The sequence below is a fragment of the Variovorax sp. LjRoot84 genome (assembly GCF_964254305.1).
In the GTDB taxonomy this organism is placed as follows: domain Bacteria; phylum Pseudomonadota; class Gammaproteobacteria; order Burkholderiales; family Burkholderiaceae_C; genus Variovorax.
Genome location: NZ_CAXUTE020000001.1, coordinates 5,021,047 through 5,034,156, shown reverse-complemented (window position 1 = coordinate 5,034,156; position 13,110 = coordinate 5,021,047). Strand labels below are relative to the sequence as shown.

Below are 13,110 nucleotides of genomic sequence, written 5' to 3'. Positions count from 1 at the left end.
GGCGACTCCGGGTTACTGCAAGGTCAGTCGCAGCGGCTGCATATGGCGCGTGTGCCGCACCTGGTTGTGGTCGAACACGGCGAACCACATGAACAAGTCGTCGGCGATCGGCAGGTCGAACTTCGAGCCGGTGTCCAGCGCCCGTTTCGCCTCCAGCGTCCACCAGCCGTCCTTCCACTGCGCGTGCGCCGTCACGTCGCCGCGGTCGCCGCCGAGTGGCTTGTCGTAGACCACCGAAGGGACGACCGTGCCGACGGGAATGGCCGCATCGAGGTCGGCGCTCCACGCAGCGACTTCGCTCTGGTGCATGGCATAGACGCCGTCGTCGCCGAGGTTCGGGTTCGGGTCGAATCGGCCCATCCGCTTCTGTTGCGCCGCCAGATCCTTCGGCAGGAACTTCGGCTTGACGAAGGCGCTGTCCTTGATCTTGTCGAAGTTCTGCTCGAAGCCGCCGCCGGTCTTCGGGTCTGTCGTGTAGCCGCCCGTATAGCGGGCGCCCGGCTTGGCCTCCATCGGCGCGCCGAAGTAGTTGTCATCGAACTGATTCGTCGCCCCGCTGCGCACGCTCTTCCAGTGCCAGACGTCGGCCAGACTGCCGTCCGTCGCTGCGTGTAGGCCCAGGCCGTTGGAGGGGGCGGGCTTGTCGGCCAGCGGCTTCGTTCCGAGCCGAACGGTGTCGCCGGCGGCGACCGGCGACCGCGCGAGCATCACGGCGAACTTGTCTTCGTAGTAGTCGTTCTCGTCGTTCTTGTCGTAGTTGGTCTGTAGCAGCTTCCATCCTTGCTCGGTCTTGATGAGGGGGATGTGCTTCTGGCTGCGCGTCTCGTCGGCCCAGCGGAACAGGAAGTAGGCGTGTTTGTCGTGGTGCAGTGCGCGCACATGCACATCGACCTCGCCGCCCCTGAGCCCGAAGCCGCGACTCGTGTGCACGACCGCCTCGGTTGTGCGCTTCCAGACTTCATCGGCCGCGTCGCCGTCGAGCGTCGGCGCCGTCGGCGTCTTCGCCAGCACGAGCTGCGGCACGCTGCTGAGGTCGGCCATGTAGCTGACGGCGGCGCCCGCCAGCCCGGCGCTCAGCGCGAGCCCGGCACCGAGCCCGTACGCCAGCCGGGGTGTGACGATCTTGAGCAACTGGCGCAGCCCGCCGAGGATGACCTGCGCGATCACGTGCAGCACAACGTAGGCGACAAACGCCCACGAAAGCCCTTGGTGCACCAGCGCTAACGGCTCGGTTGGCAGCTTGCCGGGGAAGAAGTACAGCAGCATGCCGGTGACCGCCGCGCCTGTGAGTAGCGCGAAGGCGAACCAATAGACGAGCCGGTTGACGGCCTGCCAGCGCGTCGTGCGATCAGCGCTCCTGAGGCTCGCCAGTCGGAGCTTGAGGCGGCCGCCGAGACGCGCACCCCACAGGAACGCCACATAGCCGACGACGAGCGCGACGAGCGCAGAGGCGCTAACGAAATGCCAGTGCAGTACGTTGCCCTGCACGAGCAGTGCATCGACCCAGCGCAATACCGGGGTGGTTTGCGAAAGGCTTGCGATGCGCCAGCCGGTGGAAACGCTGATCACGAGCGCCGCGACCAACCCCCAATGCAGCAGCATGGTGGGCCAGTCAACGCGGGGGCGGGTCTTTGCAATGTGCATGTCGTTTCTCGATGAGATATGGACGATCTGATCCGCGGTAGTAGGGACGAACTTAGCCGCGCACGATGCTTTCGCACCGTGTCTTGAAAGGGACAGGTGGACCGGTCGCCGGTCTCGACCGTTGGGGCCTCGTCCGCCCAAACGCCGCAAGCGACTGGCGACCAGATCAGGAGATCAGGAGATCAGGAGTTCGCTATGGATCACAGCAGCGGGGAAGCCGCAGATCGGCCGCCCAACAGCGTGAAGGTAAAGTTTCACTGCTCAGGCCTGATGACGTGTATGTAATCGTGTAATCGTTAAGTATGCTTAAAACACACTTTTTGGCCTCTATCGAGAGTATTGGGGTCGCCTGCGCCCCGAACGGCTGCTTGCCTGTAACTCAAGCACACTCTTTTTGCTTTTCGCGCCAACTGGCGAAAAGATCTCGAGACTCGGGACCGCGTCTACCTGAGACTCGACCCAACTCCCAAGCACATCGGGCAGCGTGGCCCATTCGTGAACCTCGACTCGGTCGAGACCGGCAAAGAGCGCGGCATCAGAAGCGCTGGCTGACGCCGCCCCGCGGCAACCTGCGAATGTCGCCCAAAGTGCGGCAGCCGACCTGCGACAGAGTCGTGCGATGCGGGCGCCCGTGGCTCAGCGTTTCCATCGGCGGGCCATTGAGCAGTTCGGCGAGCGGTCGCGCGAAGCCGTTGTCGATGCCAGCGCCCGCGAGGGCCACCGCGTCGAGGCTGGTCGGCGCCCAGGCCAGCGCGGCTACGACGGGTCGGCCGACTTCTGCCGGACTCTCTCCCGCAGCGCACGCTTGCCGCCGAACAGCCGGACGCTCGCTGCGAGCTTCATGACGATAGCCTCATCGACGACGGCGACCTGAGGCGTGAACTGACGTGCCCATGTCGCCAGCCGCCGAGCGCCTCGTCATTGCACGGCGCGCTGTCGTCGGTGGGCGTGAACGACAGGGCTGCCCAGAGCGACACGTTCGCGGAAGGCAAGCAGGCGACTGGGCTTGCGCAGCCACGGAGTGAGCACGGCGGACAGCCCGCCTGGGACCGAAGGCAGCACGATGGCGTCGTCGTGTGCCGGGTCGCGCGTTCCGAAGGACGTTCCGCGATAGCTCGCGGCCCGTCGATGGACCTTGCGTCACTTTCGTGGCGAAGCTCCAACCGACCATAAAGCCTTGCCATTCGATTGCGTGCGAGCGTCGACATCGAAGCGCGCTGGGCTGATCGGATTGACCCATCGGTTTGCGCCCCAGTCATACGCGAGCGCAGCGACTGGCACGCGGGCCACCCACCGACCGATCCGTCCTTGCGGCAGACACAATCCTGTTACTGGGGCGGCGACGAGATGATCCGCCTCTAGAACGGTGACCCTTGCCAAGGCGAAGCCACAGATAGAGCCGTACGTCCTGGCTTTGAAGCGGCAGGAGGTTGTTCGAGATTGGCTGGCGGATAAGGAAAAGAAGGCAAAGATCGAAGTGCTGCTGGGGCCTGCTGCCAAACCCAAGATGAGCCACCCGCAGTCCGCCACAAGGTACTTGGAAATGATTGCGACGGCCGAACAGTCGGTCGATGACCTATTCGCCGTCCAGCAGTGACTCGACCAAGCCGACAATTTCCGCTCCGGTCGATTCGCCCTTCACCATGAAATGGTCCGCGCCATTGCGAAATGCAGCTTCGCGATACTCGAGCATGCCGTGGGTGCTGATCACGCAGATCACTGAGTTCGGAAAAGCCGCCTTGATCGCTTTGGTCAGATCGAGCCCCTTGCCCTGCGGCAGCCGGATATCCATGAAGATCAGGCCGAAGCGCATTGAAAACGCTTGGCGAATAGCATCCTCCCCATCGGCCGCCTCGTCGATCTGCATCGCAGGGAAGCGTTCCGCCAACAGCTGATGCAGTGACTGGCGGTACGCGGCATTGTCTTCGACAATGAGCACCTTGAACATGATGACTGCCCTCTGAGTCGGACGGCTAAGAGTCGATCTGGAAACGCTTGTAGAGATCCAGCACCAGGGGCACATAGCGCTGTGTTTCGCCATAGGGCGGGATGCGGTTGCCGTGCCTCATCACCGCGTTTTCGCCGGCATTGTAGGCGGCAAGCGCCAGGTTGACGTTGTTGTCAAACATGCGCAGCAAGTCCCTCAGGTACTGGGCACCGCCAACCAGGTTTTGCCGCGGGTCGAATGCATCCGAGACACCATAGCGTTTCGCGGTATCCGGCATGAGCTGCATCAGTCCCATTGCGCCCTTCTTGGACACCGCCTTCGGGTTGTAGCGAGACTCGACCGAGATCACGGCATGGAGCAACGCGCTTTCCAACCCGTAGCTGCGGGACACCTCATCGACAATCGTGTCGTAGACGACGACGCGCGTATTGGCCTTTGCCGAGTCGGATGTTCCTCGGCGACCGACGGATGAGCGCCCTGGGGCCAAGGGCCGCTCGGGTGCTCCGACCAGCAGGGTAAAGCGTGCATCCGTGGGCACATTGCTGAGCGACACCGAGCCATCCTCAGCGGTGTAAACGTAGATATTCGCCCATCCCGGTCCGCACAGACTGCATCCAAGCAGCAATAGGGACGTCGCTATGAGCTTGCGTGAGATCATCCCCCAAGCGTAGGCACCTCACTTCCACGGGACAATACGCTTGATACTGTAAGTTGGCCATGTGGACGCATGCTTCGCCGCCGCGTGCCTGCGATGGTCGAGGCCGTCAGGGTCGTTGCATTGCGGCGCGGTGCCTCGAGAGAGCGGTTCGCGCCGGTCCGCTCTTCCCGGCCCAATCCGAAAAGCGCAGCCTATCGCGGCTCTCTCACTGGCGCCTTGGGATCTCGCCTGACCCCATTGCAGCGCAGGTCTGTCATTGGACCACCAGTCCCTTTTCGATGGCATAGCTGGTCAGCATCGAGGCGTTGTGCAGATCGAGTTTTTTCATCAGGTTCGAGCGATGCTTCTCGACGGTCTTGATGCTCAGACAGAAGTAGTCGGAAATGTATTTGTTGGGATGGCCTTCGGCGATGAGCTTGAGCACTTCGCGCTCGCGATGGGTCAGCGTGCTCCAGGGGCTGTCGGCATTGTCCGTCTTGCCGGTGCCCAGATAGCCATTGATCACCTTGCCCGAAATGTCTGGGCTCAAGTACGTCTTGCCATTGAGTATGCTGCGCATCGCAACTTTCAACTCGTCGTGCGTTGCGTCCTTCAGCATGTACCCTTCGGCACCGGCTCGCAGGCTCGCGAGAATGTATTCGTCGGCCTTGTGCATGGTGAGCACCAAGACGCGCGTGTCGGGGTTCCGCCGCTTGATATCCATGATCGACTCGATGCCGTTCATGCCTCGCATGGAGATGTCCATCAGAACCAGATGGGGCGCCAGACTGGCAATGTCGCGGATCGCATCATGTCCGTTGTCGGCTTCGCCGACAACGTCGAAGTCGGGATCCTGCGACAGCAGGGCGCGCAGACCTGCTCTCAGAAGGGTATGGTCGTCCACGATAAAAATGCGTTGCTTCTTGCTCATGATGATCTTCCAGCCTTGTTCCTTTTCGGGCATTTACACAAAGCGCAGGTTCCGTATGCGCCTGCAGACTAGTTCCGAGCCTGCATGAACACCCAGTCCGAGTACTTGGCAGCTCCTTCGAAGTTCCTATCGGCGAGAGCGAAATTGCTTTTCTTCAGCGGCTCGTCGCTGGACAGGCTATAAACCCCGTAGATCTCGCCGGCGGGCCCCTTGACCAAGCCCCACTCCGTGCTACCCGTCATTGGGTCCGCGTACATCTTTCGCAAGTGACGCTGAATTCCCGGGTGGCGCGGATCCTGCAGCAACTCTTCCAGACTCAGGGGTGCCCGCCTGGCTTTCCCAGGCGTGTGCTTGGCATATCGGTAGAGAGCAAGCCGGAACTCCTGTCCGATGAAGAGCAGTTCACGCTCCTTTTCCCGTTTATGCGCCGTATGCCAGATTTGTCCCGAGGCAGCGAGGCCAACCCCCATCAGGGCGACGAGCACCAGCACGCCGATATAGGTGAATCCCCGTTCACCCTGAAGAACGCCGACTACCATTTTTTGTACTCCGTGCCATCCAGCGCGATACCCTCCGCGCCGCTCTTCACGTCAAACACGCCGCCCATTTCGGGCTGGGCTGGTGGAATGCTGATCCAGGTCGCATTGCTCTCCGTGATCGGGTCGAGCGGCATGCTGCGCAAGTATTTGCTGCTGACCAGTTCATCGAGTGCACCGGGATACTTGCCCTTGTCGGCATGATATTTATCGAGGGTTTCGCGCATCAAGGCGAGGTTCTGCTTCAACACCGCCTCGCGTGATCTTTCCAGGCTGGAAAAGTAGCGCGGCAAGGCGATGGTCAGCAGCATCGCGATCACCGCCAGCACGATCAGCAGTTCGATCAGGGTGAAGCCGGACTTCTTCCTCTCTTGTGTCATGTGGCCGTCCCTTCCTACCATCTGCTGTATGGAATTCCGTTCAGACCGGTCCCGGACGCTCGCGTATAGACATCGAATACGTCTGCGCCCTCCTGCGGCGCGTCCGCGCTGCTTTCATAGCTGCGCTTTCCCCAGCTCTCTTCAGCCGTCCAAGTCGGGTCGGCAGAAAACGGATCGCGTGGAATGCGCCGAAGGAAATGAACTCGCTTTTTCTTCGCCGGATTGCTCGCATCATCCACCCCGTCAACCAGCACTTGCAGGGACGCGGGATAACCCGACTCGGTCCTGGCGCTTAGGGTCCGACCCTCTTCGGCGGCTTTCTTGTAGGCGTCAAGGGCTGTGCGAATCTCTCGCAGTGCATGGCGCAGTTCCTGCTCCTTGCCGCGTTGCACAGAAATTTCTGCGAACGGCACGGCGATTGACGCCAGCACGCCGACGATCGCCACCGTCACCATCATCTCGATCAGGGTGAATCCATAACGCGTCGAGGAAAGGCGTGCGCTCATGGGAGCACCCTGACGACGTAAGGTTCGGGTGCTGTCGCCGTCAGCGCCGCGCCGCCAGGGCCAGTGGGGGTCAAGCGGCCGACGATGATCTGCGAATTGGGATTGGCCGCAATGGCCTCGAACACCAGCGTGACCAGCGTGCCTGTTCCGCTGGCGCCATCCGGACTGCTGCCCGTGACGCCCAGCTGAATCTGGCCGCTCGCCTGATCGACGGCTTTTGACAAGACCAATGGCGCGTTGGTCTGCCGCAAGAAGCCTCCTTCCACAACGTCGACCGACCTGAACACCTCCGGGTTGAAAGTGACCAGCAGATCGAGCCGGTTCAGTGCCTGCTCGGAGTTGACATTGAGCGTCAGAGTGACCTTGTCGCCCGGCTTCACTTGTGCGGGCCCTTGCCAGGTCAGCGCGACCGGGGCGGCCCGTGCGGGGGCGGGCGGTGCGATGACAGCCGGTGCGGGGGCGGCCGAGTCGGTCGAGGCAGCCGGTGCTGGGATGGCCGGCGCAGATGCGGCCGATGCGGGGCTCTGCGCACCCCTGCGCGTGGCGCGCCCAGGCAGCGGTGTCGCCGCCGCTGCTGGGGGCGCAGTCGACCCGCTGGCGAGAGACACGGTGCCCATTGGATTCATGCTGAGCGTCCCGTTGCGCAGGCTGGACTCGGTGCCGCTCCAATACTCCACTTCACTGATGTCGGGCAGGCGATCCCTTGCGACGATGCGCGGGGTGATGGACAGCACGATCTCGGTTTTCGACCCGTTGTCCCTATGGCTCGAGAACAGCCGGCCAATGACCGGCAGTTGGCCAAGCCCGGGCACCTTGGTGGCAGTCTTGCGTTCTTCATCGTTGATCAGGCCTGCCAGGATCTGCGTTTCACCATCTTTCAGGCGCAGCACCGTGGTGGCGTTGCGGGTGCCGATCTCATACGCAAGCGAGCCCGATTGCGCGTTGAGCACTTCCTTGATGATCGAGCTGACATCCAGTGCCACTTTGATCACCACCTCGTTGTCCAGATTGATGTCGGGCTCAACATCCAGCTTCAGGCCAACGTCCAGGTACTGCACGCTGCCGGTGATGACCGGTGTGCCGGTAGAGAGCGGCGTTACCGCATTGGTGATCACCGGCACCCGGCTGCCGATCATGATCTTTGCCTTCTCCCGGTTGCGAACCCGGATGCGCGGGCTGGCAAGCACGTTGGTATCGCCATCTTCCAGCGCGAGGTTAAGCGTGGCGCTCAGAGGGGTGGCCAGCAGATCGTTGCGACCCAGTGCTCGCAATTGCCCCAGCGTAGAGGCCTCAGGCGGTGTGGCCAGGCCGAAGCTGCTCGGCCATCTGATCCCCAATTCGCTCAGTCGTGAGGTGCTCACTTCCAGCACTTCCACTTCCAGCATGACTTCGGGCTGATCGATGTCCTGATCGGCGATCATCTTTTCCGCAAGCCGGATCGCGTCGGGCGTGTCGCGCATCACGATCGAGTTGGTCTTTTCGTGAATGAAAACGTCCTTGGTCTTCAGCAGGGTCTTGATCATGGTGAGCATCTGCTTGGGATCGGCATTGGCCAGGTGAAAACTCCTGATCTTCAGGTCCTGATATTCCTTGAGCTTTGCCGCTGTGGCCGGATAGATGAACACCGTGTTGTCGCTGATGACCTTCTTCTCCATCTGGTTCTGCAGCAGGATCAAGTTGATGGTGTCCTCCACCGACACATCCCTCACGAAGATCGAAGTTTTCAGGTCAGCCTTGACGTCACGGTCCAGCAGCACATTGATGCCGCTGGTGCGCGACAGAGCCTCGAACACCATGTTGAGATTCGCGTCGCGGAATTGCAGGGTGACCGGTTTGGTGAACTTTGCCTTGAGAGAAGGTTCGGGCAACGCGTCCTTGGCCACCTGCTCGTTGATTTTTCGTTGCAGCAGCAAAGCTTTGCCGTTCCTCGGGCTTTCCAGCAAGACCGGTGCGAGGGCGGCCCGCGCAGCGTCGGTATCCCGCTTTTTGAGCAGGGCGTCCGCACTTGTCAGCGCCGCCTCATGACGGGCGTCCATGTCCAGCATCTCGAGGCCGAACACCGCCCGGCTGTTGCCCGGATGGATGGCGAGAATGCGTTCGTACCCGGCCCGCGCAGCCGCTGGTCGATCCGCTGCTCGTTCGCTGTCGGCCGCTGCCAGCAGGCGACTCACCGCCAGGTTCCGACTGCGCAAGAGGTCCGCTTGATAAGACACGTTGTCCGGCTCTGCGCTGCTGGCTTGCGCCAGCTTCGCCAGGCCTTCCTCGGCGCGCCCCTGCGCGATCAGCGCCATGCCCTCCCGGTGCAACTGATGACCGGCGCATCCGGTCAGCAGGGACGCCAGCAACAGGCTGATGACAATCCCGCTCATGGACGTGGCAATGGCAGCATGCATCAGGTCCCCCCAGCACTGACAGTTTGCTTGATGCCCAGCGGCAAGTAGATCAGCTCCAGCTGCCCGCCTGCCAGGCGCTCCACGCGGTAGGTCCGGTCGATCACGTCGCCCTCGGAAACCGTGTAGATCCGGTCCCCTTTGACCAGCATGATGATCCGCACCCCCTCATCCTCATAACGTCCCAGAAAGGTGAAGGGCATCGGAGGGGCTGTCGGCGGTGGCGGCGGCGCGGGTTTGGCAACGGGCTTCGGCGGTGGTGGCGGCGGCGGCACATGCCAGGTCATCGCCCCGAAAGTATTGCCGGCCAACTTCGTAGAGTCCGCGGGAACATCGCGCCGCTGCAAACGCTCGAGCGCGATCGACGGCAGAGATTGCGCCGGCGCACGCGACACCTCCGGCGGGCGCGATGGCGACGGCGCCACCATCGGCTCTCCCGCGATATTCCAGCCTTTTCCTGAAACGGCCGACAAGACCAGCACCAAGGCCAGCGTGCCGAACAGCGCGTAGCGTCGCCACGTCCGCGAGCTCATGACGCGGTCCCCAGATGGATGACCAGCCGGACTTTGGCGTCCACCAGCGGATCGCCCACTTTTTGGCGCTCGAACTGCACTTGTTCCAGAGAGACGGTTTCCATTTCCGCGTTCACGTCAGCGAGAAACCGGCGGATGAATTGGTACTCTCCCTTGAGCGGCAGGTTCATCTGCAAGCGGGTCAGCTTGCCGGTCTTGTCGCGTTGCGCCTTGTACTCGGCCTGTTGCAGAACCAGACCGTGGCGCTTCGCGATGGCGGCGATCTTGCCGATCGAATCGGTCGAGTCCTGCTCGCTGGGGAAAAGCCGATAGAAGGCGGTGAGCTGTTCGCTGAGCGGCACCACTTGATTCGAGTCTGGGCCGCCCTGTGCAATGCGCTTGTGCAGTGAATTCGCGGCGAGGCGTGCCTCGTCGCGGCGCTGCTCCGCCGGTTGCAGGATCGAGAAGTAGAGGCCCAGACACAGCGCGAGACCGCCCGCACCCAGGGCGCCCGGCAAGCCTAGCTGGTGGCGCTCTCGTCGAATGGCGGAAGTCAGGTGAAGATTCACGGTGCGACTCCCTTCCAGTGGGCAATCAAGGTAAACCGTACCGGCTTCTCCGCTATATCCCGCTGGATCTGGTGGTTCTGCAGCATGACGGTGCCGAACACGTCTCGCGTCGAGAGTTCTTTCACATAGTTCAGCAAGACATCGAAATCCTTCGCTTCGCCGCCGATCTTCACCACGCCGTTGTGCAGGTCGGGTTCCAGCGACAGCAGGGCAACGTCCTTCCCGCCCGAACTCTCCACGGCGTTGAACAGCGCGTTCCACGGTAGGCCAAGCTGGCGCATCACCTGGTTGGCCTGTTTGACTTCCAGCATCTGCGCACGGGCTGCGTGTTCGGTCAGAGGGCGCGAGACAGTCGCGTGCTGACCTGACAGCCGGGCGGCCTGGTCGGCCTTGCGTTCCGAAAGGCGGGTCTCCTCGTTCAGCGTCTGGTAATAGCCGGTCATCATGGCGAGCGTGACCAATGCCGCCAGCAGCACGGCGAGCCCGAGCCACGGCACGGGCTTGTAAGCGCGCTGGAAATCGAGCTGCAGGGCACGCATCGCGATCACCCCGGCCTCGTCATGACGAAGTGCCCACCTTCCGTCGACGGAGGACTATCCGCCGGCGCAGGGTTGAGCGAATGAAACTGCCAGCCATCGAGTTCCGGAAGCACCCTATCACCAGGATACAGATGCCCGACGTAGACGTCTTTCGGCACTGGCGGTTCATCGGCCAGGAACGCCTCCCTCTCAAGTATTCTTGGCAGTTCCTCGCTGCTGTCGATGCGCTGGCTGCGCACCCGCGAGAAGAGCCCATTGCGCAACAGGGCGAGGCATAGATGGCCGGGTTCAAGCAGCGCGAACCACGCACTGCGCTGCCGCAGCCGGCGCCTGACCTCGTTGAAGGCCGGCATCAGATGAGGTTGGACGGAGCGCAGGGCGATGCCTGGGCGGACGAACACGCTTCTGAGGCCGTCGAGCAGTTCCGCATCGACGCCGCTGGCAAGTCTCGGCTTTTCAGGCGCTTGATGGCACAAACGCAATTCCCACTGCTGCGCGGCCTTGCCGTATACCTTCGTGAAGCAATGGCGGGCATAGGACAGGTCCTCCTGCGAGTCAGCCAGCCCCGCCTGCCAGGGCACCAGCGTGTAGCCCACAAATTGGTTGGAGAGGACGACCGTGGCGGCTGTCCTTCCGCTCGCGACGGCAGGCAGTGCGGTCTCCAGCGCCAGCAGCGCGGGGCGCCATGGCTGTGCGGCGTTTGTGCCCTCGACGAAAACGAATTGTGGGTCGTCGATGGTGCGGCGAATGCCTCGCAGGGTGAGCGCACGCCGCACAGGCAAGAGTGTTACCCGTTCGGGGCACAAGAAGACCCGTAGTTCCTTATGCAACCAGGGTGACACGGTTGATCTCCTTCAGCGTGGTTTGGCCTCGGCCGACCGTTTCCAGAGCGATTTCGCGCAAGAAGCGGGTGCCGTTGTGCCTTGCCGCCTCGCGGATCACGCGGATCGGTTGGCGGGCAATGATGGCTTCGCGAATTTCGTCGTTGAGATGAAGGATCTCGCCGATGGCACGGCGCCCCTTGAAGCCGGTGCCGCGACAATGACCGCAGCCACGACCGGCGCGGAACGTCATGTTGTGCGCCTGTTCGGCAGAGATGCCGGATTCGGCCAGCAGCAGGGCGTCAGGCTCATCCGCTTCGACGCAATGCGGGCAGTTCATCCGCAGCAGTCGCTGCGCCATGATGCCGTTCATGGCGGAAACGAAGCTGTAGGGGTCCACCCCCATATGGATGAATCGACCGATCACATCGAACACGTTGTTGGCATGCACGGTGGTGAATACCAGGTGGCCGGTCAATGCTGACTGCACCGCGATTTGCGCAGTTTCGGAGTCGCGGATCTCGCCGACCATGATCTTGTCGGGATCATGTCGAAGAATGGAGCGCAGACCGCGGGCAAACGTCAGCCCTTTCTTCTCGTTGACCGGGATCTGCAAGACGCCGGGCAACTGGTACTCGACCGGGTCCTCAATCGTGACGATCTTGTCCTGGCCGTGATTGATCTCGGTGAGCGCCGCATACAGCGTGGTGGTCTTGCCTGATCCTGTAGGACCGGTCACCAGCAGCATGCCGTAGGCTTCGCTGGCCAGGCGGCGCAGACGGATCAGGGTGTGCTCGTCGAAACCGAGATAGTCCAGGCGCAGCCCTTTGATCTGATCGGACAAGGTTTGCTTGTCCAGGATGCGCAGGACTGCATCCTCGCCGAAGATGCTGGGCATGATGGACACGCGGAAATCCACCTCGTGGCCTTGCACCGACACCTTGAAGCGGCCGTCCTGCGGGATTCGGCGCTCCGCAATGTCGAGTTCGGACATGATCTTGATGCGGGAAATGACCTGCTGCGCGAGCTCCATTCCGGCCAGAGACCCGACTGTGGTCAGCACACCATCGATGCGATAGCGAATACTCAGCCCGCCCTGCGTGGTCTCCAGATGAATATCGCTCACAGACGCTTTCAGTGCGTCGTAAACGGTCGAGTGCACCAGCTTGACCACGGGGCTGGTGTCCTCACTGATGCTCTTGAATGACAGGTCGGCAGCCGCGCTCTGCGCGCTGGTATCACGGGCGCCACTGGGCAGCAGGCCATCCATGGCATGCAGTGTTTCCTCGTGGCGTGTCAGATATGCCGCCACGTCGGCATGGTGCGCAAGGCGCCAGCTGAAACGGGCGGCCACGCGCTGCTCGGCCCACGCCTGGAGGTCGTCGTCGAAAGGATCGCCCATGACCAACACCAGCGCCTGGTTCTGGTCACGCAGGGCCAGGCACTGGCGTTCCACCGCCTCGGCAAACGGCAGCACGTCGAACGCGGGAGTCATGCGGCGCAGATCCTCCATCGTCGCGGCCGGATAGTGCAGGGTCGTTGCCAGCTCCTGCACAAAGCGCTGCGGATCGAGTCCCGACTGTTCCTCCAACACCTCGACGCCGGGGCGCCGCGCCTGACGTGCCGCGCTGCGCGCAGAGTGCACCTGCGCCGGCGAAAACCCCTGGCCGAGGTCGACATCGAGGGGCTCTGACATG

Annotated in this window: 15 protein-coding genes; 1 reads left to right on the top strand and 14 read right to left on the bottom strand. The window is 62.4% G+C overall.

Features of this window, described 5'->3' with window-relative positions; translation table 11 throughout:
- Nucleotides 1-12: 12 nt before the first annotated feature.
- Both ACSQ9I_RS24955 and ACSQ9I_RS24950 read right to left on the bottom strand, forming a co-directional pair.
- Nucleotides 13-1,644, bottom strand: a complete 1,632-nt coding sequence (locus tag ACSQ9I_RS24955; RefSeq protein ID WP_436314846.1) for an ethylbenzene dehydrogenase-related protein — start codon at nucleotides 1,642-1,644, stop codon at nucleotides 13-15.
- A gap of 535 nt (nucleotides 1,645-2,179) precedes the next feature.
- Nucleotides 2,180-2,365, bottom strand: a complete 186-nt coding sequence (locus ACSQ9I_RS24950; protein WP_436314845.1) for a hypothetical protein — start codon at nucleotides 2,363-2,365, stop codon at nucleotides 2,180-2,182.
- 645 nt (nucleotides 2,366-3,010) lie between these two features.
- Between ACSQ9I_RS24950 and ACSQ9I_RS24945 the strand changes: the two genes are divergently transcribed.
- Nucleotides 3,011-3,241, top strand: coding sequence for a hypothetical protein (locus tag ACSQ9I_RS24945; protein ID WP_436314843.1), 231 nt, complete (start codon nucleotides 3,011-3,013; stop codon nucleotides 3,239-3,241).
- Here ACSQ9I_RS24945 and ACSQ9I_RS24940 read toward each other — a convergent pair.
- The 12 genes from ACSQ9I_RS24940 to ACSQ9I_RS24885 form a co-directional block, all read right to left on the bottom strand.
- On the bottom strand, nucleotides 3,221-3,592 hold the full coding sequence (locus tag ACSQ9I_RS24940; RefSeq protein ID WP_436293426.1) for a response regulator transcription factor: 372 nt from the start codon (nucleotides 3,590-3,592) through the stop codon (nucleotides 3,221-3,223). The two genes, ACSQ9I_RS24945 and ACSQ9I_RS24940, sit on opposite strands and share 21 nt — an antisense overlap.
- Nucleotides 3,593-3,617: 25 nt before the next feature.
- On the bottom strand, nucleotides 3,618-4,145 hold the full coding sequence (locus ACSQ9I_RS24935; protein WP_436314842.1) for a lytic transglycosylase domain-containing protein: 528 nt from the start codon (nucleotides 4,143-4,145) through the stop codon (nucleotides 3,618-3,620).
- A gap of 358 nt (nucleotides 4,146-4,503) precedes the next feature.
- Entirely contained in the window at nucleotides 4,504-5,160 is a 657-nt protein-coding gene (locus ACSQ9I_RS24930) for a response regulator (protein WP_436314841.1), read from the bottom strand.
- 68 nt (nucleotides 5,161-5,228) lie between these two features.
- Nucleotides 5,229-5,699: a type II secretion system protein gene (locus tag ACSQ9I_RS24925; RefSeq protein WP_436314840.1), complete on the bottom strand. Its 471-nt coding sequence runs from the start codon at nucleotides 5,697-5,699 to the stop codon at nucleotides 5,229-5,231.
- Nucleotides 5,693-6,076, bottom strand: coding sequence for a type II secretion system protein (locus ACSQ9I_RS24920; protein ID WP_436314839.1), 384 nt, complete (start codon nucleotides 6,074-6,076; stop codon nucleotides 5,693-5,695). The genes ACSQ9I_RS24925 and ACSQ9I_RS24920 overlap by 7 nt, the downstream gene beginning before the upstream one ends.
- Nucleotides 6,077-6,090: 14 nt before the next feature.
- Entirely contained in the window at nucleotides 6,091-6,582 is a 492-nt protein-coding gene (locus tag ACSQ9I_RS24915; RefSeq protein WP_436314838.1) for a type IV pilin protein, read from the bottom strand.
- On the bottom strand, nucleotides 6,579-8,975 hold the full coding sequence (locus ACSQ9I_RS24910) for a secretin N-terminal domain-containing protein (protein WP_436314837.1): 2,397 nt from the start codon (nucleotides 8,973-8,975) through the stop codon (nucleotides 6,579-6,581). Before ACSQ9I_RS24910 ends, ACSQ9I_RS24915 begins: the two co-directional genes overlap by 4 nt.
- The gene (locus tag ACSQ9I_RS24905; RefSeq protein ID WP_436314836.1) at nucleotides 8,975-9,505 is read right to left on the bottom strand and encodes a hypothetical protein; all 531 of its coding nucleotides are present in this window, start codon (nucleotides 9,503-9,505) and stop codon (nucleotides 8,975-8,977) included. The genes ACSQ9I_RS24910 and ACSQ9I_RS24905 overlap by 1 nt, the downstream gene beginning before the upstream one ends.
- Nucleotides 9,502-10,053 carry a type 4a pilus biogenesis protein PilO gene (gene pilO / locus ACSQ9I_RS24900; RefSeq protein WP_436314835.1) on the bottom strand — a complete coding sequence of 184 codons (552 nt, stop codon included), beginning with the start codon at nucleotides 10,051-10,053 and terminating at the stop codon, nucleotides 9,502-9,504. Before pilO ends, ACSQ9I_RS24905 begins: the two co-directional genes overlap by 4 nt.
- A complete protein-coding gene (locus ACSQ9I_RS24895; RefSeq protein ID WP_436314834.1) occupies nucleotides 10,050-10,601 on the bottom strand; it encodes a hypothetical protein in 552 nt (183 codons plus the stop codon). Before ACSQ9I_RS24895 ends, pilO begins: the two co-directional genes overlap by 4 nt.
- Nucleotides 10,598-11,434 (bottom strand): hypothetical protein, encoded by an 837-nt coding sequence (locus ACSQ9I_RS24890; RefSeq protein ID WP_436314833.1) that lies wholly within the window; start codon nucleotides 11,432-11,434, stop codon nucleotides 10,598-10,600. Before ACSQ9I_RS24890 ends, ACSQ9I_RS24895 begins: the two co-directional genes overlap by 4 nt.
- Nucleotides 11,415-13,109: a GspE/PulE family protein gene (locus ACSQ9I_RS24885; protein WP_436314832.1), complete on the bottom strand. Its 1,695-nt coding sequence runs from the start codon at nucleotides 13,107-13,109 to the stop codon at nucleotides 11,415-11,417. Before ACSQ9I_RS24885 ends, ACSQ9I_RS24890 begins: the two co-directional genes overlap by 20 nt.
- Between the last annotated feature and the right edge of the window lies 1 nt (nucleotide 13,110).